Origin of the sequence: Janibacter indicus (assembly GCF_900176385.1) — a bacterium.
Taxonomy (GTDB): Bacteria; Actinomycetota; Actinomycetes; order Actinomycetales; family Dermatophilaceae; genus Janibacter; species Janibacter indicus.
In genome coordinates this window covers 19,439-42,188 of sequence record NZ_FWXN01000010.1, presented here as the reverse complement: position 1 = coordinate 42,188, position 22,750 = coordinate 19,439, and the positions used below count along the sequence as shown (strand labels likewise).

The following is a 22,750-nucleotide window of genomic DNA, read 5'->3' as shown; positions in this document are numbered from 1 at the left end:
GGACCGATGTGCCGGCAGCGTTGGCGCACAAGGCTGGTCACCATGACCACGACGCAGACACCCGCCCTCCACCCACGCCACGCGACCGAGGCCGTCGCGGCCCGCACGACGGGCCTGCGCAAGGTCTTCGGCCACGGCGACTCGGCCGTCACGGCCCTCGACGGCGTCGACGTCGACATCGCCGCCGATCGCCTCACCGCGATCATGGGACCCTCCGGGTCCGGCAAGTCGACGCTCATGCACTGCCTCGCCGGCCTCGAGCAGCCCACCTCCGGGCAGATCCACGTCGGCGACACCGACATCACCCGGCTGTCCGACCGGCAGCTGACGCTGCTGCGGCGCGACCGGATCGGCTTCGTCTTCCAGTCCTTCAACCTGCTGCCGATGCTCACCGCCCGGCAGAACGTCCTGCTCCCCCTCACCCTCGCGGGCCGGTCCGTCGACCGCGAGCGGCTCGAGCACGTCACCCGGGTCCTCGGCATCACCGACCGGCTCGAGCACCGGCCGAGCGAGCTCTCCGGCGGGCAGCAGCAGCGGGTCGCCGTGGCCCGCGCGCTCGTCACCGCGCCCGACGTCGTCTTCGCCGACGAGCCGACGGGAGCCCTGGACTCGCGGACCTCGGCGCACCTGCTCGCCTTCCTGCGCTCCAGCGTCCACGAGCTCGGGCAGACCGTCGTCATGGTGACCCACGACCCCCGGGCCGCGAGCTACGCCGACCGGGTGCTGCTCCTCGCCGACGGTCGCCTCGCCGGGTCCCTCGACGACCCGACCGAGGACCGGGTGCTCGCGGCCATGAAGGGTCTGGGTGAGTGACGTGCTCCAGCTGACCCTCGCCTCCCTTCGTCACCAGTCGCGACGGTTCCTCGCACCCGGCCTGGCCGTCGTGCTGGGTGTCGCCTTCATCGCCGCCACGCTCGTGCTCACCGGGACGCTCCAGAGCTCGATGCGCACCTCCGTGGCCGGTCACTACGCCCCCTACGCCAGCGTCGTCACGCCGAAGGGGGACGACGCGGACTCCCCGTCGCTCCCCGCGGGGATCGTCGACGAGGTCTCCGAGGTCGACGGCGTGACGTCGGTCGACGCCGTCCGCGAGTCGTGGACGATGGCGAGCACGCCCGCCGGCCAGCGGGGTGCCCTCGTGACGACCGGTACCTCCACCCACGCCCCCGGGGTCGTCGAGGGCCGCGCGGCCCGCGCCTCCGACGAGGTGACCCTCTCGACGGCGACGGCGAGCTCCTTCGGCAGCCGGGTCGGCGACGAGGTGACCTTCGCCTCCGGCGACGACGGATCGCCCGTGCGCGCCGAGGTCGTCGGCATCGTCGACGTCGCCGACCACCCGGTGTACGGCAGCGGGACCCCCGTCGTCTTCACGACGGCAGCCGGCGTCACCGACCTCACCGGGCTCACCGGGTGGACCGAGATCGACGTGCGCGGGGGCGACGAGGCCGCGACGACGCGGGCCCTGCGCGACGCCCTTCCCCTCGACGCCGACGTCGCGTCCACCACCGAGGCGTCGGACGACCTCGTGAGCCGGGTGACCGGCGGCACCGACGTGCTCGGGGTGCTGCTCACGGCCTTCGCCGCCATCGCCCTCTTCGTCTCGGCCATCGTCATCGGCAACACCTTCGGCATCCTCCTCGCCCGCCGGGCCCGCGAGACCGCACTGTTGCGGGCGGTCGGGTCGACGCGCGGGCAGGTCGTGCGCTCGGCCCTCGTCGAGGCGCTCGTCGTCGGGCTCGTCTTCTCCGCCGTCGGGGTGCTCGCCGGCATCGGCCTGGCGTCGGCGCTGGTGGCGGCGGGCAATGCCTGGGCCTCCAACTACTTCCCGACCCTCGTGCTCGACGTCCCGGCGAAGGCGGTCCTCCTCCCGGTCCTCGCCGGCGTCGTGGTCGTCGTGTGCGCGGCCCTGCGCCCGGTGCTGCGCTCCTCGCGGGTGGCGCCCCTCGCCGCGCTGCGACCCGATGCCGCGATCACGGCCCGCTCCCGGGCGGGTCGGCTGCGCGTCGCAAGCGGTGTGGTGCTGATCGTGCTCGGCGGCGGCGCGCTCGCGGCCGCGGCGGCGAGCCACCAGGTGCTGCCGGGGGTGCTCGGCGGGTTCCTCTCCTTCGCCGGGGTGCTGCTCGTCGGCAGCGTGCTCGTCCCGTGGCTCGTGCGACTCGTCGGGTCGGTGGCGGCGCGCCCCTTCGGCCCCGCGGGGCGGCTCGCGGTCGACAACGCCGTGCGCAACCCTGCGCGGGCGGCGGGCACGACGGCGGCCCTGCTCGTCGGCGTCACGCTCGTGTCGATGACGGCCGTCGGTGCCGCGACGGCGAAGTCCGCCCTCACCGAGGTCATCGACGCCCAGTACGCGGTCGACGTCGTCGTCCAGGGCGACGACGTCACCGACGCCCAGACATCACGCCTCGCCGGGGTGGAGGGCGTCGCCGGGGACGCCGCGGTCGAGACGACGACGGTGCGCGTCACCGGCGCGGGCGAGCGTCGCGACGTGCAGGTGGCTGCGCTGCCGCCGGGTATCGACGACGTCGTCCGCGACCCGTCGGCCGTGACCCACCCGGCCACCGACGAGGTCGTGCTGTCGGAGGAGCAGGCGCTCGAGGCCGGGATCGCGTCGGGCGACGAGGTGACTGTCAGCGGTCCGCGCGGCCGCGCGGAGCTCACCGTCGCGGTCGGGCAGGGCATGGGTGCCGGCTGGCTCGTGGACCCCACCGTCCTGCGCGAGCTCGACGACAGCCCCACGACCGGCGCGGTCTTCCTCCGGCTGGCCGACGATGCAGACGTCGACCGCACCGTCGAGGGGGTCCAGCAGGTCGCCACCCAGATCGAGGGCAGCGAGGTCGGTGGCGGGGCGCAGGTGCGCCAGACCCACACCGAGACGCTCGACCTCGCGCTGGCGATCGTGCTCGCCCTGCTCGCGATCTCGGTCGTCATCGCGGTCGTCGGCATCGCCAACACCCTGTCGCTCAGCGTCATCGAGCGCACCCGGGAGTCGGCCCTGCTCCGGGCGCTCGGCCTGACGCGGGGCCAGCTGCGGCGCATGCTGGCCGTCGAGGCGGTCCTCCTCGCCGTCGTCGGCACCCTGCTGGGCGCGGTCCTCGGGGCGGGCTACGCCTGGGTCGGCGTCACCGCGCTGCTCGGCGAGTTCACCGACGCGCCGCTCGTGCTGCCGTGGTCGCAGCTGCTCGCCGTGGGCGCCGGTGCAGTCATCGCCGGCCTGCTGGCCTCCGTGCTGCCCGCGCGCCGGGCCGCCCGCGTGGCACCCGCCGCGGCGCTCGCCGCGGACTGACCGTCGCGGTGACCGGGGGTGGGACCGCGCAGGGGGCGGTCCCACCCCCCTTCCAGGCTCGTGCCTCGCACCTCGGCACCGCCTTCGTCATGGCGAAGGGGGTGTCGCGCCACCGGGTTGTCGGCGGTGCCTCATAGCGTGGCGGTCATGAAGCTGATCCACACCTCCGACTGGCACCTGGGGAGGGCCTTCCACGGCGCCGGCCTGCTGCCGGCACAGTCGGACTACGTGGACCACCTCGTCGAGACCGTGCGGAGCGAGGCGGTCGACGCCGTGCTCGTCTCGGGTGACGTCTACGACCGGGCACTCCCGGCGCCCGAGGCCGTCGAGCTGCTCTCCGAGGCGGTGACCCGACTCATCGACGCGGGCTCCCAAGTCGTGCTCTCCAGCGGCAACCACGACTCCGCGATCAGGTTGGGCTTCGCCGCCGACCTCCTGCAGCGGGCCGGGCTGCACATCCGCTCCGACGTGCGCTCGATCGGATCTCCCGTGCTCGTCGGCGACACGGCCGTCCACGCCATCCCCTACCTCGAGCCGACCGCCACGACCGTGACCGACGAGCTCGGCGTCGCCGAGCGCTCGCACACGGCCGTACTCACCGCCGCGATGAAGCGGGTGCGCGCAGATGTGGCGAGTCGGGGTCCCCGCACCGTCGTCATGGCCCACTGCTTCGCCAGCGGCGGCGCGGCGAGCGACTCGGAGCGCGACATCACGACCGGTGGCGTGGCGATGGTCCCCGCGAGCACCTTCGACGGGGTGGCCTACACCGCCCTCGGTCACCTCCACCGTCCCCAGCGGGTGGCCGAGACCGTCCGCTACAGCGGGTCGCCGGTGGCCATGTCCTTCAGCGAGGCCGGCCAGACCAAGGGGTCCCTGCTCGTGACGCTCGACGAGCGCGGAGCGACCACCGTCGAACAGGTTGCCGCGCCCGTCCACCGCGAGATCGCCCTCGTGCGCGGCACTCTCGACGAGGTGCTCACCGACGCGCGTCACGAGGCGGCGGAGCGGGCGTGGGTCCAGGTCACCCTCATCGACCCGATCCGTCCCGTCGGTGCCTACGACAGGTTGCGACGACGCTTCCCCCACCTGCTCCAGCTGGGCTTCGAACCCAGTGGTGACGTCGTGCCCGTGCACAGCTACGCCGCCCGGGTCCGGCGGCGCGAGCCGCTCGAGGTGTGCTGCGACTTCGTGAGCGACGTGCGGCGGGGAGCCACCGCCGACGACGAGGAGCGCCAGTTGCTCTCCGATGCCCTCGAGGCCGGCCGGCGCGACCGTGACCGGGCCGAGGAGCACGGGGCTCCTCGGCGTCGCCGGCGAGGCGTCGCGTGAGACTGCACCGCCTGCGGGCCAGCGCCTTCGGGCCCTTCGCCGGCACGATCGAGCTCGACCTCGAGACCATCGGGGCGGGTGGCCTCTACCTCATCCACGGCCCGACCGGCTCGGGCAAGACGAGCCTGCTCGACGCGATCTGCTTCGCGCTCTACGCGGGCGTGCCCGGCGACCGCCAGAGCACCTCGCTGCGCAGCCAGCACGCCGCACCCGATGTCCCCACGGAGGTCGAGCTCGAACTGACCCTGGGCGAGCGTCGGCTCCGAGTGGTCCGCCACCCCGCCCACGAGCGTCCCAAGCGACGCGGCTCGGGCACGACGACCGAGCCCGCTGGAGTGCGCCTCGAGGAGCGCCGCGCTGCTGGCTGGCACACCATGAGCACCCGCATCGACGAGACGGCCCAGGTGCTCGACGACCTGCTGGGTATGGGGCTCGAGCAGTTCCGTCGGGTCGTCATGCTGCCCCAGGGAGACTTCGCCGCCTTCCTGCGGGCCACCGACGAGCAGCGTCGCGAGGTTCTCGAGCGGCTCTTCGACATCTCCGACTACTCCGGCGTCGAGGAGGAGCTGGTCCGACGCCGGCAGTCGGCCGAGGCGACGCTCAAGCAGTCACAGGCCCAGCTGTCGACCCACGTGACACACCTCGTCGACGTGCTCTCGGCCGCCGAGGAGGAGCTGCCCGAGCCCGATGCCGCGTGGGCTGATCTCGATGCGGCGCAGCTGCCGGAGGCGCTCAGCGCGGTCGGCGAAACCTTCGAGCGGGTGGTCGCCGAGGCGATGACCCGTGTCGACCAGGCAGACACGTTTGCCGGGACTGCACGCGAGGCTCTTGATGCCGAGCGGCGACGCATCGACCTGCGGCGTCGTGGTGGTGCGGCCCGCAGCCAGGTGGCCGGTCTCGAGGCGGTCGCTGAGGAGCACGCCGCCCGGCGACGCGCGCTCGAGGACGCGAGAGCGGCCGCCGCAGCTCTCCCCCACGTCGCGGCCATGGCGCGCGCGGAGTCCGCCCTCGCCGCGGCACGGCAGTCACGCGAGGAGGCCGTCGCCGCGCTGCCCGAGGGGCTGCGCACCCGGTGGGCCACGTGGATCGACGCGATCGACCTCCCGGAGCCCGACGAGGGGTCCGACGGGCCCGTGGACGGCGGCGAGGACGCCGGGGCGCTCGCCGAGGGCACTCTCTGCCTCGAGCGCGCGCGCCACGAGGCCGTCGCTCTGCGGCGCAGATCGGGGGAGCTGCCCATCCTCGCGGAGCGACTCTCCCGGTCTCGAGCCACGCTCTCGCGGACCGAGGAGCTCGTCACCCGGCTCACGGAGGAGGCCGAGGCCGACGACGTGGTGCGCGAGCGACTCCAGCACGACCGGGAGCGACTGACCGCGTCCGCTGCTGAGCTCGATCGCGTCGACGCACTGGTCGCGGCCCGCCGCGGGGCGAGGGCCGTCGAGGCGGACCTGCGCCGCGCGACCGACGAAGCCCAGGCGGCGCGCGAGCACGCCCAGGAGCTGCGCGCAGGCGTCCAGGAGCTCGTGGCGGCCCGTCTCGACAACATGGCGGGAGAGCTCGCGGGGTTGCTCTCCGAGGGCGACCCCTGCTCCGTCTGCGGGTCCACCGAGCACCCCCGCCCCGCGCGGTCGACCCGGGTCGTCACCCCGGAGGACATCGAAGCCGCGCGAGCGGTCGCCGGTGACGCCGAGCGGGTCCACGAGGCCGCCCGTCAGGCACGCGGAGAGGTGGCCGCACAGTTGGAGGTCGCTCGCGCCGAGGTGCTCCGCCTCGCCGCGGTCGGCCCGTCCGAGTGCCGCGAGTCCGACTGCGAGCCCGCCGCGGCAGCGTCCGATGCACCGGCCGACCTCTTCGAGGTGTCGCCCGCCGAGCTCGCAGTCCTCGAGGAGCTCGCGACAGAGGTGTCCGAGCTGCGCACCTCGGTCAGTGGGGCCGCTGAGGTCGAGCGTCGCGTCGAGGAGCGGGCCGCCCGGCTGCTGCGTGCCCACGCATCCGGGCGTGAGGCCGCCGACGAGCTCGCCTCGCTGCGGGCCCGCCGCGACCAGCTCTGCGAGCAGCTGGCCGAGGCTGCCGACGCGATCGGCGCGGCCGTGGCGGAGCACGCGACCACCTGCGCCTGCGTCGACCCGGCCGACGCGGGCCTCGACGAGGTGAGCCGACCTCCCTTCGAGCGCGTGGACCGCCCGGACGAGGTCGAGGCGACCCGGCGATGGGTCGGTGACCTCGTGGACCACGTGCGACGGGTCGACCAGGTACACGCCCGGGCCGTGACGCATGCAGAGACCCTCGCCGCGGCCACGATCGACGAGCGTCGGGCACGAGCCGGGGTGGCCCAGGCGGCTCGCCACCTGTCGGACGCCCTCGTGGAGCACGGCTTCGACGACGCTGACAGTGTGCGGGCAGCGGCTCGCCCGAGGACCGAGGTGGCTGAGCTCGACAGTCGTGTCCGATCGCACGAGCAGCAGCTGGCCACAGCACACCAGGTCCTCGCCGAGCCGGACGTGGTGGCCGCGCTCGATGCCGAGCCTGCCGACGTCGATGAGCTGGCAGCCACTGCCGCGCGAGCCAAGCACGAGGCCGACGACGCTCGCCGCCACCAGGCGAGCACGGCCACGGTGCACCGACAGCTGGTGCGCGTCTCCCAGCTCGTGATCGACGAGTGCGCGCTCATCGGACCCGCCGCCGGCGAGGCCGAGCTCGTGCGGCGGATGGCCGACCTCGTCACCGGGACGAGCGCCGACAACGACAAGCGCATGCGGCTGAGCACCTATGTGCTCGCCGCTCGACTGGAGCGGATCGTCGAGTTGGCCAACTCACGCCTGTCGGCGATGGCCGACGGTCGCTACGAGCTGGCGCACGACGACACGTCCGCCAGGGGCCAGCGGCGCGGGGGCCTGGGCCTCCTCGTCCGCGACCTGTGGACCGGTCAGGACCGGGCGACGGCGACCCTGTCCGGAGGTGAGTCCTTCACCGTTTCCCTCGCCCTGGCGCTCGGGCTCGCCGACGCCATCCGTGAGGAGTCGGGGGGGATCGAGTTCGGCACGCTCTTCGTCGACGAGGGCTTCGGCAGCCTCGACCAGGACAGCCTCGAGCAGGTGCTCGACGTCCTCGACGGCCTGCGCGACGGCGGTCGCAGCGTCGGCGTGGTGAGCCACGTCAGCGAGATGCGCACCCGCATCCCCACCCAGGTGCGCATCGACAAGTCGCACCACGGCTCGACCGTCACGATCACGGGCGTCCCGGGCGCAGCCTGACCCCTCCGCCCGGGTCGAGGTGGCCGCGACCGGATAGACGGTCCCCATCACCTCGACCCGCCCGCGAAGGGGGTCGACTCAGTCCTCGAAGGCCTCCGGCGACGGGCAGGAGCAGACGAGGTTGCGGTCACCGTAGGCACCGTCGATGCGGGCGACCGGGGGCCAGTACTTGTCTGCTGCGTCGACGCCGACGGGGAAGACGGCGGTGGACCGGTCGTAGGAGTGGGTCCACTCCCCCGCCAGCTCGGCCGCCGTGTGCGGAGCATTGCGCAGGACCGAGGCCTCGACGTCGCCGGAGGTACCCACCTCGTCGATCTCGCGGCGGATGGCGATCATCGCGTCGCAGAAGCGGTCGATCTCGCCCTTGTCCTCGGACTCGGTCGGCTCGACCATGAGCGTGCCCGCGACCGGGAAGCTCATCGTCGGCGCGTGGAAGCCGTAGTCGATGAGTCGCTTGGCGACGTCGTCGACGGTGACCCCGGTGTCCTTGGTCAGGCCACGCAGGTCGAGGATGCACTCGTGGGCCACGACGCCACCCGGGCCGCTGTAGAGCACGGGGTAGTGGTCGCCCAGACGTCGGGCGATGTAGTTGGCGTTGAGCACGGCCACCTGGGTCGCCCGCGACAGACCGTCACCGCCCATGAGCCGCACATAGGCCCACGAGATCGGGAGGATGCCTGCCGAGCCGTAGGGCGCCGCACTGATCGGGCCGACGCCGGTGGCCGGACCCGCTGCCTCCGCCAGGGGGTGGTTGGGCAGGTAGGGCGAGAGGTGCTCGCGCACCGCCACCGGGCCCACGCCCGGACCGCCGCCGCCGTGCGGGATGCAGAAGGTCTTGTGCAGGTTGAGGTGGCTGACGTCCGCGCCGAAGCGCCCGGGCTGCGCGAGCCCGACGAGGGCGTTGAGGTTGGCCCCGTCGACGTAGACCTGACCGCCGGCGTCGTGCACCAGGGCGCACAGCTCGCTGATCGTGTCCTCGAAGACGCCGTGGGTGCTGGGGTAGGTCACCATGATCGCCGAGAGGTCGTCGCGGTGCTGCTCGACCTTGCTGCGCAGATCGTCCATGTCGATGTCACCGCCCTCGGCGGTCTTGACGACGACGACTTTCATGCCGGCCATGACCGCGGACGCGGCATTGGTGCCGTGGGCGCTGGCAGGGATGAGGCAGATGCGCCGCTCCGCCTGGCCGTTGGCCGCGTGGTAGGCGCGGATCGCCAGCAGGCCGGCGAGCTCGCCCTGCGAGCCGGCGTTGGGCTGCAGCGACACCGAGTGGTAGCTGGTGACCTCGCTGAGCCAGCCGCTCAGCTGCCCGACGAGCTCACGGATGCCGACGGTCTGGTCGTCGGGGGCGAAGGGGTGCAGACCGGCGAACTCCGGCCAGGTGATGGCGACCATCTCGGTCGTGGCGTTGAGCTTCATCGTGCACGAGCCGAGCGGGATCATGCCCCGGTCCAGCGCGAAGTCCCGGTCGGACAGCCGCCGCAGGTAGCGCAGCATCGCCGTCTCGCTGCGGTGGGAGTGGAAGACCGGGTGGGTCAGGTAGTCGCTCGTCCGCACCAGTGCCGCCGGCCAGTCAGGGCTGACGCGAGGAGCGTGCGTGGAGTCGACCTCGTCGGCCACGGCGCCGTCACCGGAAGCGCCGAGCGCGCCGGCCACCGCAGCGACCTCGCTCGGGTCGGTGGTCTCGTCGACGGAGACGAGGACGGTGTCGTCGTCGGCCCGCCAGATGTTGACCCCCGCGGAGAGCGCTGCCGCGACCGCGTCGGCGGCGCCGCCGGGGATGGTCACGCGCAGGGTGTCGAACCACGGACCCTCGGCCACGTCGACGCCCGCCTCGCGCAGCCGCGTCGCGAGCCCGACCGCGGTGCCGTGCACCCGCTCGGCGATCGCCCGCAGTCCGTCGGGGCCGTGGTAGACGGCGTACATCGAGGCCATCACCGCGAGCAGGACCTGCGCGGTGCAGATGTTGCTCGTCGCCTTGTCGCGACGGATGTGCTGCTCGCGCGTCTGGAGGGCCAGGCGGTAGGCCGGACGACCGGCGGCGTCCACGGAGACCCCGACAAGGCGACCGGGCAGCGTCCGCTCGAGCCCGGCCCGGACGGCCATGTAGCCGGCGTGGGGACCGCCGAAGGCCATCGGCACACCGAAGCGCTGGGTCGTGCCGACCGCGACGTCGGCGCCCCACTCCCCCGGTGCTGTGAGCAGCGTCAGGGCGAGCAGGTCGGCAGCGGCCGTGACGAGTGCCCCGACCTCGTGGGCCGCGGACGTCAGGGCGCGCCAGTCGCCGATGATGCCGTCGGCGCCCGGGTACTGCACGAGGACGCCGAAGACGTCACGGTCGCCGGCGGCCGCACGCAGCGCGTCCACGGTGTCGACGCCGGAGAGGTCGGCGACGACCACGTCGATGCCCAAGGGCACCGCGCGGGTGCTGATGACCGCCTGGGTCTGCGGGAAGGTGTTGGCGTCGACGAGGAGGACCGCGTCCTTGGCGGCCTTGCTCGAGCGCCGCATGACGGTCATCGCCTCGGCTGCGGCGGTGCCCTCGTCGAGCAGGGAAGAGCCCGAGGTCTGCAGCCCGGTGAGGTCGGCCACCATCGTCTGGAAGTTGAGCAGCGCCTCGAGCCGGCCCTGGCTGATCTCGGGCTGGTAGGGCGTGTAGGCGGTGTACCACGCGGGGTTCTCGAGGACATTGCGCTGGATGACCGACGGCGTCACCGTGCCGTAGTAGCCCAGGCCGATCATCGACGTGTGCACGGTGTTCTTGGCGGCGAGGGCGCGCAACTCCTCGATGACCGCCAGTTCGCTCGGGGCCGCCTCGATGCCGAGCGCATCGGTCTGGCGGATCGCGCCGGGGACGGCCGCATCGCAGAGCGCGTCCAGCGAGGGCTGGTCGATCAGGCCGAGCATCTGCTCGACGTCGTCCGCACGGGGGCCGACATGACGGCCGACGAACTCGGACAGGGGGGACGAGGCGCTCATGAGGCTCCCTTGGACGTGGGTGGACACGAAGTCAGCCTCCCCATCTGTCACGCGCAAGCGCTCCAGAGGTGCCTGATCCACGAGGTCCTGGCGCCTGAGAGGTTCCGGGGAGTTTGCCCCTTCGGCGCCCCGCAACCGACAGGTGCGAGGACTCTCCCCCGCGGGGTGAGCAGCGGCCACAGGCTATCAGCGGCCACGCTGAGGGACGGCGTCAGGCGAGCTTGGCGCGGCGGCGTGCCGAGAGCTCGTCGCCGGGCAGCTCGGTGGGCGCCTCATCGTCGCCGCCCATGCGCTCGCTCGGGATCTCGAGCAGCGAACCCTCGACCTCGCGCCACACGCGACCCACGGCGATGCCGAAGACCCCCTGGCCACCCTGGACCAGGTCGATGACCTCGTCCGCGGACGTGCACTCGTAGACGCTCGCGCCGTCGCTCATCAGGGTGATCTGGGCCAGGTCCTCGACCCCGCGCTCACGCAGGTGCTGGATCGCGACACGGATCTGCTGGAGGGAGACACCGGTGTCGAGCAGTCGCTTGACCACCTTGAGTACCAGGATGTCGCGGAAGCCGTAGAGCCGCTGGCTGCCGGAGCCGGCGGCGCCGCGCACCGACGGCTCGACGAGCCCGGTGCGGGCCCAGTAGTCCAGCTGGCGGTAGGTGATCCCAGCGGCGCTGCACGCGGCGGGACCGCGGTAACCGATGTCCTCGGACAGCTCGGGCAGGTCGTCGTCGAAGAGCACGCCCTGGGCGCGAACCGGGGTCTTGCCCTCGTCCGTCGTGGCGTCCACTGCGCCCTCCTGCTTCACCGTCGGCCCGACCGAAGCGACCGGGAATGACACCGGTGTGCTACCGGTGATGTCTTCGACGCTACGGCGACCTCCGCCGGGGGTCAAACATCTCGCCCTCGAGGAGTGCGCGTGTCGGTAACGATCAGGTCGCGGAGCTAGTCCTCGCCCGGCGCCTCGAAGTCCTCCGGGGACACCTCGTCGAGGAACTCCTTGAACTTCGCCACCTCGTCCTCCTCCTCGTCGGACGACTCGATGCCGACCTCGTCGAGGACCTCGTCGGTGGTCACCACCTCGGCGCCGGTGCGCAGCGCGAGGGCGATCGCGTCCGAGCTGCGCGAGGAGATCTCCGTGCCGTCGTCGAGGACGAGGGTGGCGTGGAAGACCCCCTCGAGCACGGCGTCGATGCGCACCGTCGTCAGCTGGCGGTCCAGTGCGTCGATGACGTTGACGAGCAGGTCATGGGTCAGCGGCCTCGGCGGCTCGACCCCCTCCTGGGCGTAGGCGATCGCCGTGGCCTCCGCGGCCCCGATCCAGATCGGCACGTGACGACCGCCGTCACGCTCCCGCAGGAGCACGATGGGCTGGGAGGTGGGCATCTCCACGCGGACACCGAGGACGTCGAGCGGCTTCACCCCCACACCGTATCCCTCCGGGTCAGGTGCCGTCGTCGAGGCCACGTCGCACCAGCGCGACGTGGAGCTCGAGGCAGTCCTCGACGACCTGTCGCTGCACGCTCTCGTCGTCGAGCCCGGCGACGTCGGCGCCGCGGCCCCGCAGGGCCTGCTGACCTAGGACGTGCTCGGCGAGACCGACCTCGCGCTCGGCGGCACTTTTGAAGGGACGCAGGTGGCGCACGTCGATGCCCGCGTCGACGAGCGCCCCGCAGGCGCGAGCCACCTCGAGATCGGCGGCGTCGAAGTGGTCGCGGGACTTGGGCAGCAGCCCGTAGGCGATCAGTTCACGGAAGGTGCCCGTGTCGATGTCGGCGGCGTGCTGCAGCTCGATGGCCGTCAGCCGAAGGGGGCGGCCCCGGTCACGTGGACCGAGCCGCCCACCCGTGGGCTGGTCGTGCGTCGGCGCGACGACCGCCCCGTCGTCGGCGACGTCGAGACCGCGGTCGAGGGCGTCGAGACGCTCCCTGATGACCTTGAGCGGCCAGAAACGGTCCCGCTGTGCCGTGAGGACGTAGCGCAACCGGTCGACGTCGTCGGCTGAGTACTTGCGGTAGCCCGACGCCGTGCGGGCCGGCGTCACCAGGCCCTCGCTCTCGAGGAAGCGCACCTTGCTGATCGTGAGGTCGGGGAAGTCGCCCTCGAGCCGAGCGATCAGGGCCCCGATCCCGATGCGGTCGTCAGGCAATGTCAGCTGGCGGAGCTGGCGTAGTAGACGAGGCGGAACTTGCCGATCTGGACCTCGTCGCCGGTGCGCAGCGCAGCCTGGTCGATGCGCTCCTTGTTGACGTAGGTGCCGTTGAGCGAGCCCACGTCGCGCACTCCGAAGCCCTGCCCGTCGCGGGAGAAGACCGCATGCTTGCGCGAGACGGTCACGTCGTCGAGGAAGATGTCGCTCTCCGGGCCACGACCGGTGGTCACCTCGGCGTCGTCGAGCAGGAATCGCGCCCCGGTGTTGGGACCACGCAGCACGATGAGCAGCGCCGTGCCGGGGTTGAGCGCGTCGACCGTCGCCTGCTCGTCGCGGGTGAGGTGGTAGTCCGAGTCCGGCGGGTCAGCCGGCAGGCTGCTCCCCACGCCGGTGAACTGCTGGGTCGCCGGGTCCTGTCGTGCGGGCTGGTTGTCGTTGTTGCCGCTCATCCAGCGCTCCCTCCTGTCGTGTCCGTGGTCAAGCCTACGTGACCGGCCCCACGTCGGGCCGGTCACGGTCGTGCGCGTGCGTCAGCCGATCTCGGCCTGGTAGGCGGCCGCGTCGAGCAGACCGGAGGTGTCGGCACCGTCGCCGAGCTGCAGCTCGTACATCCAGCCCTCGCCGTAGGGGTCGGAGTTGACCAGCTCGGGGGTGGCGTCGAGGGCGTCGTTGACCGCCGTGACCGTGCCCGGGAGGGGCGCGTAGAGGTCGCTCACCGACTTCGTCGACTCGACCTCGCCGCAGGAGCCGCCGGACTCGACGGTGTCACCGACCGCAGGGAGGCTGACGTAGACGACGTCGCCGAGCGCCTCCTGCGCGTAGTGGGTGATGCCGACGCGCACCGTGCCGTCACCCGTCTCGCGCACCCACTCGTGGTCGGTCGTGTACCGCAGGTCCTCGGGGTAGGTCACGTCGCTCATCTCTCTCCTCGTCGAGCCCGGGTCAGTTCGAGCCGTCGGTCGGCTCCGGGACGGGCTGAGCGTAACGAGGCGACGAATCCGTGTGCAATGCCTCGACGTTGATCGACTCGTACTCCCGGATCGTCAGCTCTCCGCCCTTGCTGCGCACCGACTCCGACACGCCACCGGGAATCTCCATCGCCGAGCTCATCGTCTGCGGGTCACCGATGACCGTGAAGGTATAGGGCTTGTCCAGCGTCGTCCCGTCAGCGATGACGCCGTCGTCGCCGTCGCGGAACCAGGTGCTGGCCACGATGCGCACGTCGCCCACCTGCATCGCCTCGGCTCCGGCGTCACGCAGCTCCTGCACGGCGTCGAGCAGGGCGGCCGCGTCGACCGCACCGTCGGCGTCCTCGATCGTCAGGGTGATGCCCGGGCCGGTGGCGCGCTCGGTGCCCGCCAGGATGCCGAGGGTGTCGGCCCGCTGCTGCGCCGCCGCGATGGCCTCGGGCGAGTTGCCCTCGCTCGAGGCCAGCCCGTCGCGCGTCGTCTCGAGCTCGTTGATCTCGTCGTCGAGCCGGGTGCCGTTCTGCGTCACGTCGTCGAGGATGCGCACCAGCTCGTCCTGCCGCAGGTCCTCGAGACCCTGCGACTGCGTCTGCCGCACCTGGGTGGCGATCGCGAAGCCGAGCAGGCAGGCGAGCAGCAGCGCGAAGGCATTGGCGCGCGTGGCCCTCGGCCGGGCCATGAGGTAGACCCGTCGCCAAGCGCTCGTCGACGCCACGGTCTCGTCGCCCTCGGTCTCGGGCGTCTCGGGGGTGCTGCTCATGCCTTGAAGAGGTGTCGTCGGATCGAGGCCACGTTGGAGAAGATCCGCACGCCGAGCACGACGACGACACCCGTCGACAGCTGCGAACCGACGCCGAGCTGGTCGCCGAGGAAGACGATGAAGGCGGCGACGACGACGTTGGACAGGAAGCTGACGACGAAGACCTTGTCGTCGAAGATGCCGTCCAGCGTCGCCCGGACGGCGCCGAAGACGGCGTCGAGGGCGGCGATGACCGCGATCGGCAGGTAGGGCTGCAGCCAGATCGGGACGTCCGGCTGCAGGACCAGGCCGAGGACGATCCCGACCACGAGTCCGAGGGCGGGGATCACGAGGTCTCCTTCTCGAGTGGAACCACCTTGGGCGCGGTGCGTCCCTGCGGGACGACCGTCGCCTCACGGGTGCTGACGTTGACGGCGCTGGGCAGGTGGAGCTCGTCCTGCGTCGTCAGGGAGGTCTGGATGCCGTAGTTGGACTCGAGGCCGGTGAGGTAGGAGCCGGCGACGCTCTCGGCGAAGCGCGTCTGCATCTGGCCGGAGTCGCCGATCGCCTCGATCGTGTAGGGCCTGGTGAGCGGCCGGAAGTTGACGAGGATCGCCTCGCCGGCGAAGCGGATCGCGGTCCTGGAGGTGAGCCGCTGGCCGTTGATGCTGATGGCCTCGGCCCCGGCGTCCCACAGACCGTTGGTGATCAGCTGCATGTCCTTGGACTGGACCCGGCCCTCGTTGCTCACGTTGGTCCGGGGGTCCCCGTCGGCGCTCGTGCCCCCACCCGGCGCGTCGTCGAGGGTGATGCGCAGGCCAGGGCCCTGGACCGCCACGAGTCCGCTGGAGACCCGGCGCGCGTCGAGCTCCGCCTGGCGGGTGCCGACGAGGTCGGGGTCCAGCCGTGCGGTCGCGGCGTCGACCTCGCGTTGCAGGGTCCGCGCTCGACGGTCGCTCTTGTCGACCTCGGCCTGCTTGTCCTCGATCTGCTGGATGAGCTGGGCCCGGGCCTCGGAACGGGCCCCGTCACGATCGCGAAGGGCGGCGGTGCTGATGCCGATGACCAGCCCGATGAGCAGCAGCCAGACGAGCAGCAGCGGCCGGCGGGTGCCGGTCGACGCCGGCAGCCCCTCGGCGCGGCGCTTGTCCGCGGCCGCGGCGTAGCCCGGGTCCAGGGGACGCTCGAGCATCGAGATGAGCAGGGTCATCGAGGCATCGCGGCGACGCTCGGGGTGGGCGACCCCCGACGCGTCGGCGTAGTCGACCTCGTCCTCGCCGAGGTCCTCCTCGGCCATCCGCTCGGGAGCAGGGCGCCGGCGGCCGCCGTCTGGTGCGTCAGGTCGCACGTGCTGCTCCTCTCGTCCGACGCGCGGTGGTGACCTCGAGACCGTAGATGGCGATCGAGATCCAGTACAGCCACACACCCCACCACGCGAAGGCCCAGCCGAGTGGGAGGGCGAGGTCCGCCAGCGTGCCGCGCCCGTCGGCGAGCAGCAGGAGGGGGAAGGCGTACAGGAGGTTGAACGTCGCCGCCTTGCCCACGAAGTGGACCGGGATCTGCGCCCGCACCTGCCGACCGGCAACGAGCAGCAGCACGGCCAGCACGGCGTCCCGGGCGACCAGCAGCACGACGAGCCACCACGGGATCACGTCGCGCCAGGCGAGTGCGACCACCGTGGTGAAGATGTAGAGCCGGTCCGCGAGGGGGTCGAGCAGGGCACCGACGCGGGAGGTCATGCCGAGGGCTCGCGCGAGCTTGCCGTCGAGGTAGTCGGTGATGCCCGAGGCCATGAGCGTGATCAGCGCCAGCCCGTCGCGCCCGGTGAGGATGGCCCACAGGAAGAGCGGGACACCGAGCAGCCGCAGCACCGACAGCGCATTGGGCAGGGTGAGGACCTCGTCGACCCGCCAGGGACCCTCTCGCTCCTCGACCGCACCCACGTCGCCAGCGTAGGCGCTGCGGTCGATGCCAGAGTGGACCCATGGACCGCCGCGTGCTCACCCTCGACGAAGCCACCTGCCGGCGCCGCACGAGCATCAAGTGGCGGCTGCATCCCGAGGACGTCCTGCCCCTGTGGGTCGCCGAGATGGATGTCCTGCCGGCGCCCGGCATCGCCGACGAGCTCGCCCGGATCACGCGCGACGGCGATCTGGGCTACCCGGTCAACGAGCCCTATCTCGAGGCACTCGCGGACTTCTACCGCGAGTCCGGCGCCGACGTGGACCCGGGCCGCATGCGCCCGGTGGCGGACGTCATGTCGGGCATGAAGGCGGCGCTCGCGGTGATGACCGACCCGGGCGACCCGGTCTACATCACGGTTCCGGTCTACCCGCCCTTCCACACGGTCGTCGCCGAGCTCGGCCGCCGTCTCGTCACCGTCCCCCTGACCGAGGAAGGTCGCCTCGACGCCGCGGCCCTCGAGGAGGCCTTCGCCCGGGACGGGCGCGGGGCCCTGATGCTCGCCAACCCGCACAACCCGACGGGCGTGGTCCCGACCGCCGACGAGCTGCGCACGGTTGCCGAGGTCGCCGACCGCCACGGCGTCCGGGTGGTCAGTGACGAGGTCCATGCTCCGCTGGTCCTGCCGGGCGCCTCCTTCACCCCCGCTCTGGCGGTCCCCGAGGCGCAGGGGTGGCTGTCAGTGATCTCGGCGGCGAAGGGGTGGAACCTCGCCGCGGTCAAGGCGGCCGGCATCGCTGCGGGCACGGCCGCCGACGGCCTCCTCGCGGCACTGCCGGAGGGTCTTGGCTACACGACGAGCCACCTCGCCGTCCGGCTGCACACCGTGGCCCTCGAGCAGGACCGCTCGTGGCTGGTCGACCTCGTCACCGACCTCGATGCAAACCGCACCCTGCTGGCCCAGCTGCTCGAGCGTCACCTGCCGTCGGTGCGCTGGCGGCCCGTCGAGGCGACCTACCTGGCCTGGCTCGACCTGCGCGAGCTGGACCTCGGGGACGACCCTGCGGTCCGGCTGCGGCAGGACGCCCGGGTGGCCCTGATGTCCGGACCCCCCTTCGGCGCCGGCGAGGGTCACGCGCGGCTGAACTTCGCGACGTCACCGCAGATCCTCGAGGAGGCCGTGCTGCGGATCGCGGCCAGCCTCCAGTGACCGAAGGGAGGGGCCCGGCCACGCTCCCTTCGCGAAGGTCACGAGGTGGCCCGGATCACGATTGGACGAATATCGTTGCAGCACAACGTAATTCGGGACTCGGGCAGAACCCTGATTTGATCTGTCGGCAGGTCACGTTAAGTTGAAACAGGTGACCGCTGACGACGAGACGACCCTCCCGACCGACCAGCAGTCCCCCTTCGTGCTGCGCCGACCGACCCTCGAGGACGGTGGCGCGATGTGGCGCGTGGCGCGGGACTCCCAGACGCTCGACCTCAACTCCTCCTATGCCTACCTGCTGTGGGCGCGGGACTTCGCCGCGACCAGCGTCGTGGCCGAGCGCGACGGCGCGGTCGTCGGCTTCGTCAGCGGATACGTCCGCCCCGACTCCCCCGGCACCCTGATGGTTTGGCAGGTGGCCGTCGACGCCGACCAGCGGGGCCACGGCCTCGCCGGGCGGATGCTCGACCACCTGGCAGCCGAGGTCCCCGGCGTGACGATGCTCGAGACGACCATCACGGACGACAACGAGGCCTCGCGCGCGCTGTTCGCCCGCTTCGCCCGCACCCGTGACGCCCAGCACGAGGAGACCGACCTCTTCGTGAAGGCCCACTTCCCCGACGAAGGGCACGACCCGGAGGTGCTGCACCGCATCGGACCGTTCTGACCCGGCCCCACGACAGCTGAGCCCCAGTCCCCCTTCGACCAAAGGACCTGACATGACCAACCCCGCCACCGAGATCTTCACCCAGCGCGAGTCCGAGGTGCGTTCCTACTGCCGCAACTGGCCCGTCGTCTTCGACACGGCCAAGGGCGTGCACCAGACGACCGAGGACGGCGAGGTCTACACCGACTTCTTCTCCGGTGCCGGCGCGCTCAACTACGGGCACAACAACGACGTGCTCAAGGAGGCGCTCCTCGACTACGTCTCCCGCGACGGCGTGACGCACTCGATGGACATGCACACCAAGGCCAAGCGCGACTTCCTCGAGACCTTCACCGAGGTCATCCTCGAGCCGCGAGGCCTGACCCACAAGATCCAGTTCCCCGGGCCGACCGGCACCAATGCCGTCGAGACCGCGCTCAAGACCGCGCGCAAGGTCACCGGCCGCGAGGAGATCGTCTCCTTCACCAATGCCTTCCACGGCATGACGCTCGGCTCGCTCGCCGTCACGGGCAATGCCTTCAAGCGCGCCGGTGCCGGCACGCCGCTCTACCACGCGACCTCGGCCCCCTACGACGACTACATCGTCGGCGAGACCTCCGACTTCGCCTGGCTCAAGCGCATCTGGGCCGACAGCGGCTCGGGCCACAACCTGCCCGCCGCAGTCATCGTCGAGACGGTTCAGGGCGAGGGCGGCCTCAACGCCGCCCGCGGCGAGTGGCTCAAGGAGCTCGAGGCCCTGTGCAAGGAGCACGGCGTCCTGCTGATCATCGACGACGTGCAGGCCGGCTGCGGCCGCACCGGCACCTTCTTCTCCTTCGAGCCCTTCGGTCTCGACCCCGACATCATCACGCTGAGCAAGTCCATCTCCGGCTACGGTCTGCCGATGGCGCTGACACTGATGAAGCCCGAGGTCGACGACTGGGAGCCCGGCGAGCACAACGGCACCTTCCGCGGGCACAACCCGGCCTTCGTCACCGCGACCAAGGCGCTGCGCACCTATTGGACCGACGACGCCCTGGAGCGCAACATCGCCGACCGCGCCGCCCAGCTGCGTGAGCGGCTCAAGGTCCTCGCCGGCCTCGCCGAGGGCAGCGAGGTCCGCGGCCGCGGTCTGCTGGCCGGCGTCGCCTTCGCCGACCACGAGGTCGCCGAGAAGATCGCCAAGGCCGCCTTCGCGCGCAAGCTCCTCGTCGAGACCTCGGGTCCCGACAGCGAGGCGGTCAAGGTCATGCCGCCCCTGACGATCACCGAGGAGGAGATGGCCGCCGGCCTCGACCAGCTCGAGGACGCCGCCCGCGAGGTCCTCGGGGCACCGGCTCGCACCGGCGCCTGATCCCCCTTCGCCCCACCGAACTGCACCACGAGACAAGGAGATCCGCATGAAGGTCCTCAACGTCAACGACCTCGACGGCACCGAGTACGACGTCACCCACGGCAACTGGCAGAGCCGCCGCATGGTGCTCGCCAAGGACAAGGTCGGCTTCAGCTTCCACATCACGATCCTCAAGGCGGGGACGTCCTCGGAGTTCTGGTACGCGAACCACGTCGAGGCCGTGTACGTCTACCAGGGCAAGGGCACGCTGCTCGACCGCGACACCGGCGAGGAGTACGTCCTCGAGCCCGGCGTGATGTACATGCTCGACGACGCGGACAAGCACACCGTGACCGTTGAGGAGGACATCCACTGCGCGTGCGTCTTCAACCCGCCGGTCACCGGTCGTGAGGTCCACGACGAAAACGGCGTGTACCCGGTCCTCACCGAGGACTGAGCACTCCCCCGGCCCCGGCCGACGAAGGGGGCGGACCCGGTGTGGTCCGCCCCCTTCGCGCTCTCCCGACGAGGACGGGATCAGTGGTGACGCAGGGCGTCGATGAGCTCAGCCTTGTCCATCGACGACCGCCCCTCGATCTCGAGCTCTCTGGCGCGCTCGCGCAGCTCGTCGACGCTCCAGTCGTCGTACGACCCGGACTCGCCACCGCGGCGCCCGACCTCTGAGCGTGAGCTGTTGGCCGCGGCGTTGGCGATCCTCGCCGCCTTCTCCTTGCTCGCTCCGTCGTCGCGCAACTCCTCGTAGAGCTCGTCGTCCTTGACGCTCGGGCCTGGTGTCCGCTCGGGCATGGTGTGCTCCTCTCATGGTCACGTCAGACAGTCCTACCCCCGCCCCCGAGTGACATGCACCGGGCGGCATGATCCACCTGCGGTGGGGTAGATGGGCAGCATGCACCACTCCACCGCCGGACCGCACGCCGACCCGACCGAGGGGGCGCGGTGACCGCTCAGCCGACGGCACCCAGCACGTCGAGCATCGCGGCGTTGAAGGCCGGCAGGTCGTCAGGCTTTCGGCTCGTCACGAGCGAGCCGTCGGTGACCACCTCCGGGTCCACCCACGTCCCGCCGGCATTGCGCACGTCGGTCTGCAGGCTCGGCCACGACGTGAGCGTGCGGTCGCGGACCGCGTCCGCCTCCACGAGCATCCAGATGGCGTGGCAGATCGCCGCGACCGGCGCCCCAACTGGAACGACCTGCCGCAGGAGTTCCGGGTCCTGAAGACCGGGGTGCAGGTGCTTGGGCACCGGCTTCCTCGAGTTCCCGGCCGCCTACATGATGGGCGCCTGCGTCATCGGCATGATCGCGATGCTCTTCGTCAAGGAGACCGCCGGCGGTCGCGGAGCCACGACCGGAGCACGAAGGGAGGTGACCGCGGCGAGTCCGCCGATCACCTCTCTTCGTCGATCTCTAGACTCTCCCTGTGACCGGTCCTGAGTCGCGCTCCGCCGCGCAGCCCCGCCTCCTCGCGGAGGCGGCGCGCATGCGCGCGCACATGCGCACGGTGCGCCACCCCGGGACCAACGGCTGGATCAGCACCTGGGGCACCAACGCCCACGGGGAGATCGCCGGCTGCCCGCCGCCGAGCGGCTGACGTGCCACACGTCGCCACCAGCCCCCCTCCCCTCGCAAGACAGGTCGTCACGCATGTCCCAGACCCCCCGAACCACGAGCCGTCTGGCTCCCCACGAGCTGTGGCGCGGCGTGCACGCCACGGCGCAGAGCGACGCCGTCGGCGGAGCGCTCCTGCTCGGCGCGACCGTCGTCGCCCTCCTTCTGGCCAATACTCCCGCCGCTGATATCTACACCGCGGTCCGCGACTTCACCGTCGGCCCGCACGCCCTTCACCTCGACCTGACGATCGGCGAGTGGGCGGCCGACGGGTTGCTCGCGATCTTCTTCTTCGTCGTCGGCCTCGAGCTCAAGGAGGAGTTCGTCGCCGGCAAGCTGCGCGACCCGCGGCAAGCGGCGCTACCCATCGCCGCGGCCTTCGGCGGCGTCGCCGTGCCGGCCCTGGTCTTCGCCGGCATCGCCATCTCGTCCGACTCGGAGGGAGCGCTGCGCGGGTGGGCCATCCCGACCGCAACGGACATCGCCTTCGCCGTCGCGGTCCTGGCCGTCGTCGGGCGGTACCTGCCCCCAGCGCTGCGCGTCTTCCTGCTCACCCTCGCGATCGTCGACGACCTCATCGCCATCACGATCATCGCCGTGGTCTACACGCAGGGCCTGCAGCTGCAGTGGCTCCTGCTCGCCCTCGTGCCCCTTGCGGCCTTCGCGGTCCTCGTCCAGCGCGGCGTCATCACCTGGTGGGTGCTCGCGCCGCTCGGCGTCCTGACCTGGGCGCTCGTCCATGCGTCGGGGATCCACGCCACCGTCGCCGGCGTACTCTTGGGCTTCACCGTCCCCGTCGTGGCGACTGAGCGCGCCCGGGTGCAGAGCTCGACCGACGAGGACGGCACCCCCATCTACGACGGACTGACCGCCTACTTGGCCGACCAGTGGGGAGTCTTCACCACCCTCGTCGCCGTCCCGGTCTTCGCCTTCTTCTCGGCAGGCGTCACCGTCGGCGGGCTCGAGGGCTTCCGCACCGCCATGCAGGACCCGATCACCCTCGGCATCATCGCCGGCCTCTTCCTCGGCAAGCCGATCGGGATCACCGCCACGGCCTTCCTGTTGAGCCGCCTGCCGGCCTTCCAGCTCGACGACTCGCTGCGCTGGCCGGACATCATCGGCATGGGTTTTGTCGCCGGCGTCGGCTTCACCGTCTCGCTCCTCGTCGGCGAGCTCGCCTACGGCGCTGCGAGTGTCGCCGAAGAGCACGTCAAGATCGGCGTGCTCCTGGGCTCGCTCGTCTCGGCGCTCGCCGGGGGCGGCGTCCTCGCGATGCGCAGCCGGGCCGCCAAGGCCGCCGGGGCGCAGCCGGCCTGACCTGCTCGCTCTACC

The 22,750-nt window shown here is 71.8% G+C and carries 22 protein-coding genes and 1 riboswitch; of the genes, 10 read left to right on the top strand and 12 right to left on the bottom strand.

Features of this window, described 5'->3' with window-relative positions:
- Nucleotides 1-42: 42 nt before the first annotated feature.
- The 4 genes from B9B60_RS12630 to B9B60_RS12615 all read left to right on the top strand — a co-directional run bounded on the left by B9B60_RS12630 (nucleotide 43) and on the right by B9B60_RS12615 (nucleotide 7,866).
- Entirely contained in the window at nucleotides 43-813 is a 771-nt protein-coding gene (locus tag B9B60_RS12630; RefSeq protein ID WP_084451893.1) for an ABC transporter ATP-binding protein, read from the top strand.
- Nucleotides 806-3,283, top strand: a complete 2,478-nt coding sequence (locus B9B60_RS12625; protein WP_084451892.1) for an ABC transporter permease — start codon at nucleotides 806-808, stop codon at nucleotides 3,281-3,283. The genes B9B60_RS12630 and B9B60_RS12625 overlap by 8 nt, the downstream gene beginning before the upstream one ends.
- Nucleotides 3,284-3,430: 147 nt before the next feature.
- Nucleotides 3,431-4,612 (top strand): exonuclease SbcCD subunit D, encoded by a 1,182-nt coding sequence (locus B9B60_RS12620; protein ID WP_084451891.1) that lies wholly within the window; start codon nucleotides 3,431-3,433, stop codon nucleotides 4,610-4,612.
- The gene (locus B9B60_RS12615; protein ID WP_084451889.1) at nucleotides 4,609-7,866 is read left to right on the top strand and encodes an AAA family ATPase; all 3,258 of its coding nucleotides are present in this window, start codon (nucleotides 4,609-4,611) and stop codon (nucleotides 7,864-7,866) included. Before B9B60_RS12620 ends, B9B60_RS12615 begins: the two co-directional genes overlap by 4 nt.
- Nucleotides 7,867-7,944: 78 nt before the next feature.
- On the opposite strand, the gene gcvP is transcribed toward B9B60_RS12615, so the two are convergent.
- From gcvP to B9B60_RS12565, 10 genes are all read right to left on the bottom strand, one after another.
- On the bottom strand, nucleotides 7,945-10,845 hold the full coding sequence (gene gcvP / locus B9B60_RS12610; protein ID WP_084451887.1) for an aminomethyl-transferring glycine dehydrogenase: 2,901 nt from the start codon (nucleotides 10,843-10,845) through the stop codon (nucleotides 7,945-7,947).
- A gap of 72 nt (nucleotides 10,846-10,917) precedes the next feature.
- Nucleotides 10,918-11,014, bottom strand: a riboswitch (glycine riboswitch).
- Nucleotides 11,015-11,056: 42 nt separating this feature from the next.
- Nucleotides 11,057-11,632, bottom strand: coding sequence for a MerR family transcriptional regulator (locus tag B9B60_RS12605; protein ID WP_094078824.1), 576 nt, complete (start codon nucleotides 11,630-11,632; stop codon nucleotides 11,057-11,059).
- Between the two features lie 155 nt (nucleotides 11,633-11,787).
- A complete protein-coding gene (locus B9B60_RS12600; RefSeq protein ID WP_072626199.1) occupies nucleotides 11,788-12,264 on the bottom strand; it encodes a bifunctional nuclease family protein in 477 nt (158 codons plus the stop codon).
- Nucleotides 12,265-12,286: 22 nt separating this feature from the next.
- Entirely contained in the window at nucleotides 12,287-12,991 is a 705-nt protein-coding gene (ftsR, locus tag B9B60_RS12595) for a transcriptional regulator FtsR (RefSeq protein ID WP_234993866.1), read from the bottom strand.
- Nucleotides 12,992-12,993: 2 nt separating this feature from the next.
- Nucleotides 12,994-13,443, bottom strand: a complete 450-nt coding sequence (locus tag B9B60_RS12590; protein WP_072624553.1) for an FHA domain-containing protein — start codon at nucleotides 13,441-13,443, stop codon at nucleotides 12,994-12,996.
- A gap of 81 nt (nucleotides 13,444-13,524) precedes the next feature.
- Nucleotides 13,525-13,914, bottom strand: coding sequence for a glycine cleavage system protein GcvH (gcvH, locus tag B9B60_RS12585; RefSeq protein ID WP_084451883.1), 390 nt, complete (start codon nucleotides 13,912-13,914; stop codon nucleotides 13,525-13,527).
- A 22-nt stretch (nucleotides 13,915-13,936) separates the two neighbouring features.
- Nucleotides 13,937-14,722 (bottom strand): DUF881 domain-containing protein, encoded by a 786-nt coding sequence (locus B9B60_RS12580; RefSeq protein WP_084451882.1) that lies wholly within the window; start codon nucleotides 14,720-14,722, stop codon nucleotides 13,937-13,939.
- Complete coding sequence (locus tag B9B60_RS12575) at nucleotides 14,719-15,051, bottom strand: small basic family protein (RefSeq protein WP_072624550.1); 333 nt, start codon at nucleotides 15,049-15,051, stop codon at nucleotides 14,719-14,721. Before B9B60_RS12575 ends, B9B60_RS12580 begins: the two co-directional genes overlap by 4 nt.
- Entirely contained in the window at nucleotides 15,048-16,049 is a 1,002-nt protein-coding gene (locus tag B9B60_RS12570) for a DUF881 domain-containing protein (protein WP_143445572.1), read from the bottom strand. Before B9B60_RS12570 ends, B9B60_RS12575 begins: the two co-directional genes overlap by 4 nt.
- Complete coding sequence (locus B9B60_RS12565; RefSeq protein WP_084451878.1) at nucleotides 16,039-16,644, bottom strand: CDP-alcohol phosphatidyltransferase family protein; 606 nt, start codon at nucleotides 16,642-16,644, stop codon at nucleotides 16,039-16,041. The genes B9B60_RS12570 and B9B60_RS12565 overlap by 11 nt, the downstream gene beginning before the upstream one ends.
- A gap of 41 nt (nucleotides 16,645-16,685) precedes the next feature.
- Between B9B60_RS12565 and B9B60_RS12560 the strand changes: the two genes are divergently transcribed.
- The 4 genes from B9B60_RS12560 to B9B60_RS12545 all read left to right on the top strand — a co-directional run bounded on the left by B9B60_RS12560 (nucleotide 16,686) and on the right by B9B60_RS12545 (nucleotide 20,249).
- A complete protein-coding gene (locus B9B60_RS12560; RefSeq protein WP_084451876.1) occupies nucleotides 16,686-17,813 on the top strand; it encodes a MalY/PatB family protein in 1,128 nt (375 codons plus the stop codon).
- Between the two features lie 151 nt (nucleotides 17,814-17,964).
- A complete protein-coding gene (ectA, locus tag B9B60_RS12555; protein WP_084451874.1) occupies nucleotides 17,965-18,480 on the top strand; it encodes a diaminobutyrate acetyltransferase in 516 nt (171 codons plus the stop codon).
- Between the two features lie 52 nt (nucleotides 18,481-18,532).
- Nucleotides 18,533-19,813: a diaminobutyrate--2-oxoglutarate transaminase gene (ectB, locus tag B9B60_RS12550; RefSeq protein ID WP_072624545.1), complete on the top strand. Its 1,281-nt coding sequence runs from the start codon at nucleotides 18,533-18,535 to the stop codon at nucleotides 19,811-19,813.
- A gap of 46 nt (nucleotides 19,814-19,859) precedes the next feature.
- Nucleotides 19,860-20,249, top strand: coding sequence for an ectoine synthase (locus B9B60_RS12545; protein WP_072624544.1), 390 nt, complete (start codon nucleotides 19,860-19,862; stop codon nucleotides 20,247-20,249).
- A gap of 80 nt (nucleotides 20,250-20,329) precedes the next feature.
- On the opposite strand, the gene B9B60_RS12540 is transcribed toward B9B60_RS12545, so the two are convergent.
- Nucleotides 20,330-20,599, bottom strand: coding sequence for a DUF7218 family protein (locus B9B60_RS12540; protein WP_072624543.1), 270 nt, complete (start codon nucleotides 20,597-20,599; stop codon nucleotides 20,330-20,332).
- Between the two features lie 158 nt (nucleotides 20,600-20,757).
- Entirely contained in the window at nucleotides 20,758-21,054 is a 297-nt protein-coding gene (locus B9B60_RS12535) for a DJ-1/PfpI family protein (protein ID WP_084451872.1), read from the bottom strand.
- 176 nt (nucleotides 21,055-21,230) lie between these two features.
- Here B9B60_RS12535 and B9B60_RS17340 point away from each other — a divergent pair, with 176 nt between their 5' ends.
- The gene (locus tag B9B60_RS17340) at nucleotides 21,231-21,401 is read left to right on the top strand and encodes a hypothetical protein (protein WP_164513578.1); all 171 of its coding nucleotides are present in this window, start codon (nucleotides 21,231-21,233) and stop codon (nucleotides 21,399-21,401) included.
- A 53-nt stretch (nucleotides 21,402-21,454) separates the two neighbouring features.
- A complete protein-coding gene (gene nhaA / locus B9B60_RS12525) occupies nucleotides 21,455-22,735 on the top strand; it encodes a Na+/H+ antiporter NhaA (protein WP_084451868.1) in 1,281 nt (426 codons plus the stop codon).
- The last annotated feature ends 15 nt before the right edge of the window (nucleotides 22,736-22,750 follow it).

Bases quoted from the DNA above. Each gene is read 5' to 3' on its own strand.
- B9B60_RS12630 (WP_084451893.1), top strand. From the start codon at position 43: ATGACCACGACGCAGACACCCGCCCTCCACCCACGCCACGCGACCGAG.
- B9B60_RS12620 (WP_084451891.1), top strand. From the start codon at position 3,431: ATGAAGCTGATCCACACCTCCGACTGGCACCTGGGGAGGGCCTTCCAC.
- gcvP (WP_084451887.1), bottom strand. From the start codon at position 10,845: ATGAGCGCCTCGTCCCCCCTGTCCGAGTTCGTCGGCCGTCATGTCGGC.
- B9B60_RS12590 (WP_072624553.1), bottom strand. From the start codon at position 13,443: ATGAGCGGCAACAACGACAACCAGCCCGCACGACAGGACCCGGCGACC.
- gcvH (WP_084451883.1), bottom strand. From the start codon at position 13,914: ATGAGCGACGTGACCTACCCCGAGGACCTGCGGTACACGACCGACCAC.
- B9B60_RS12580 (WP_084451882.1), bottom strand. From the start codon at position 14,722: ATGAGCAGCACCCCCGAGACGCCCGAGACCGAGGGCGACGAGACCGTG.
- B9B60_RS12560 (WP_084451876.1), top strand. From the start codon at position 16,686: ATGGACCGCCGCGTGCTCACCCTCGACGAAGCCACCTGCCGGCGCCGC.
- ectB (WP_072624545.1), top strand. From the start codon at position 18,533: ATGACCAACCCCGCCACCGAGATCTTCACCCAGCGCGAGTCCGAGGTG.
- B9B60_RS12545 (WP_072624544.1), top strand. From the start codon at position 19,860: ATGAAGGTCCTCAACGTCAACGACCTCGACGGCACCGAGTACGACGTC.
- B9B60_RS12540 (WP_072624543.1), bottom strand. From the start codon at position 20,599: ATGCCCGAGCGGACACCAGGCCCGAGCGTCAAGGACGACGAGCTCTAC.
- nhaA (WP_084451868.1), top strand. From the start codon at position 21,455: ATGTCCCAGACCCCCCGAACCACGAGCCGTCTGGCTCCCCACGAGCTG.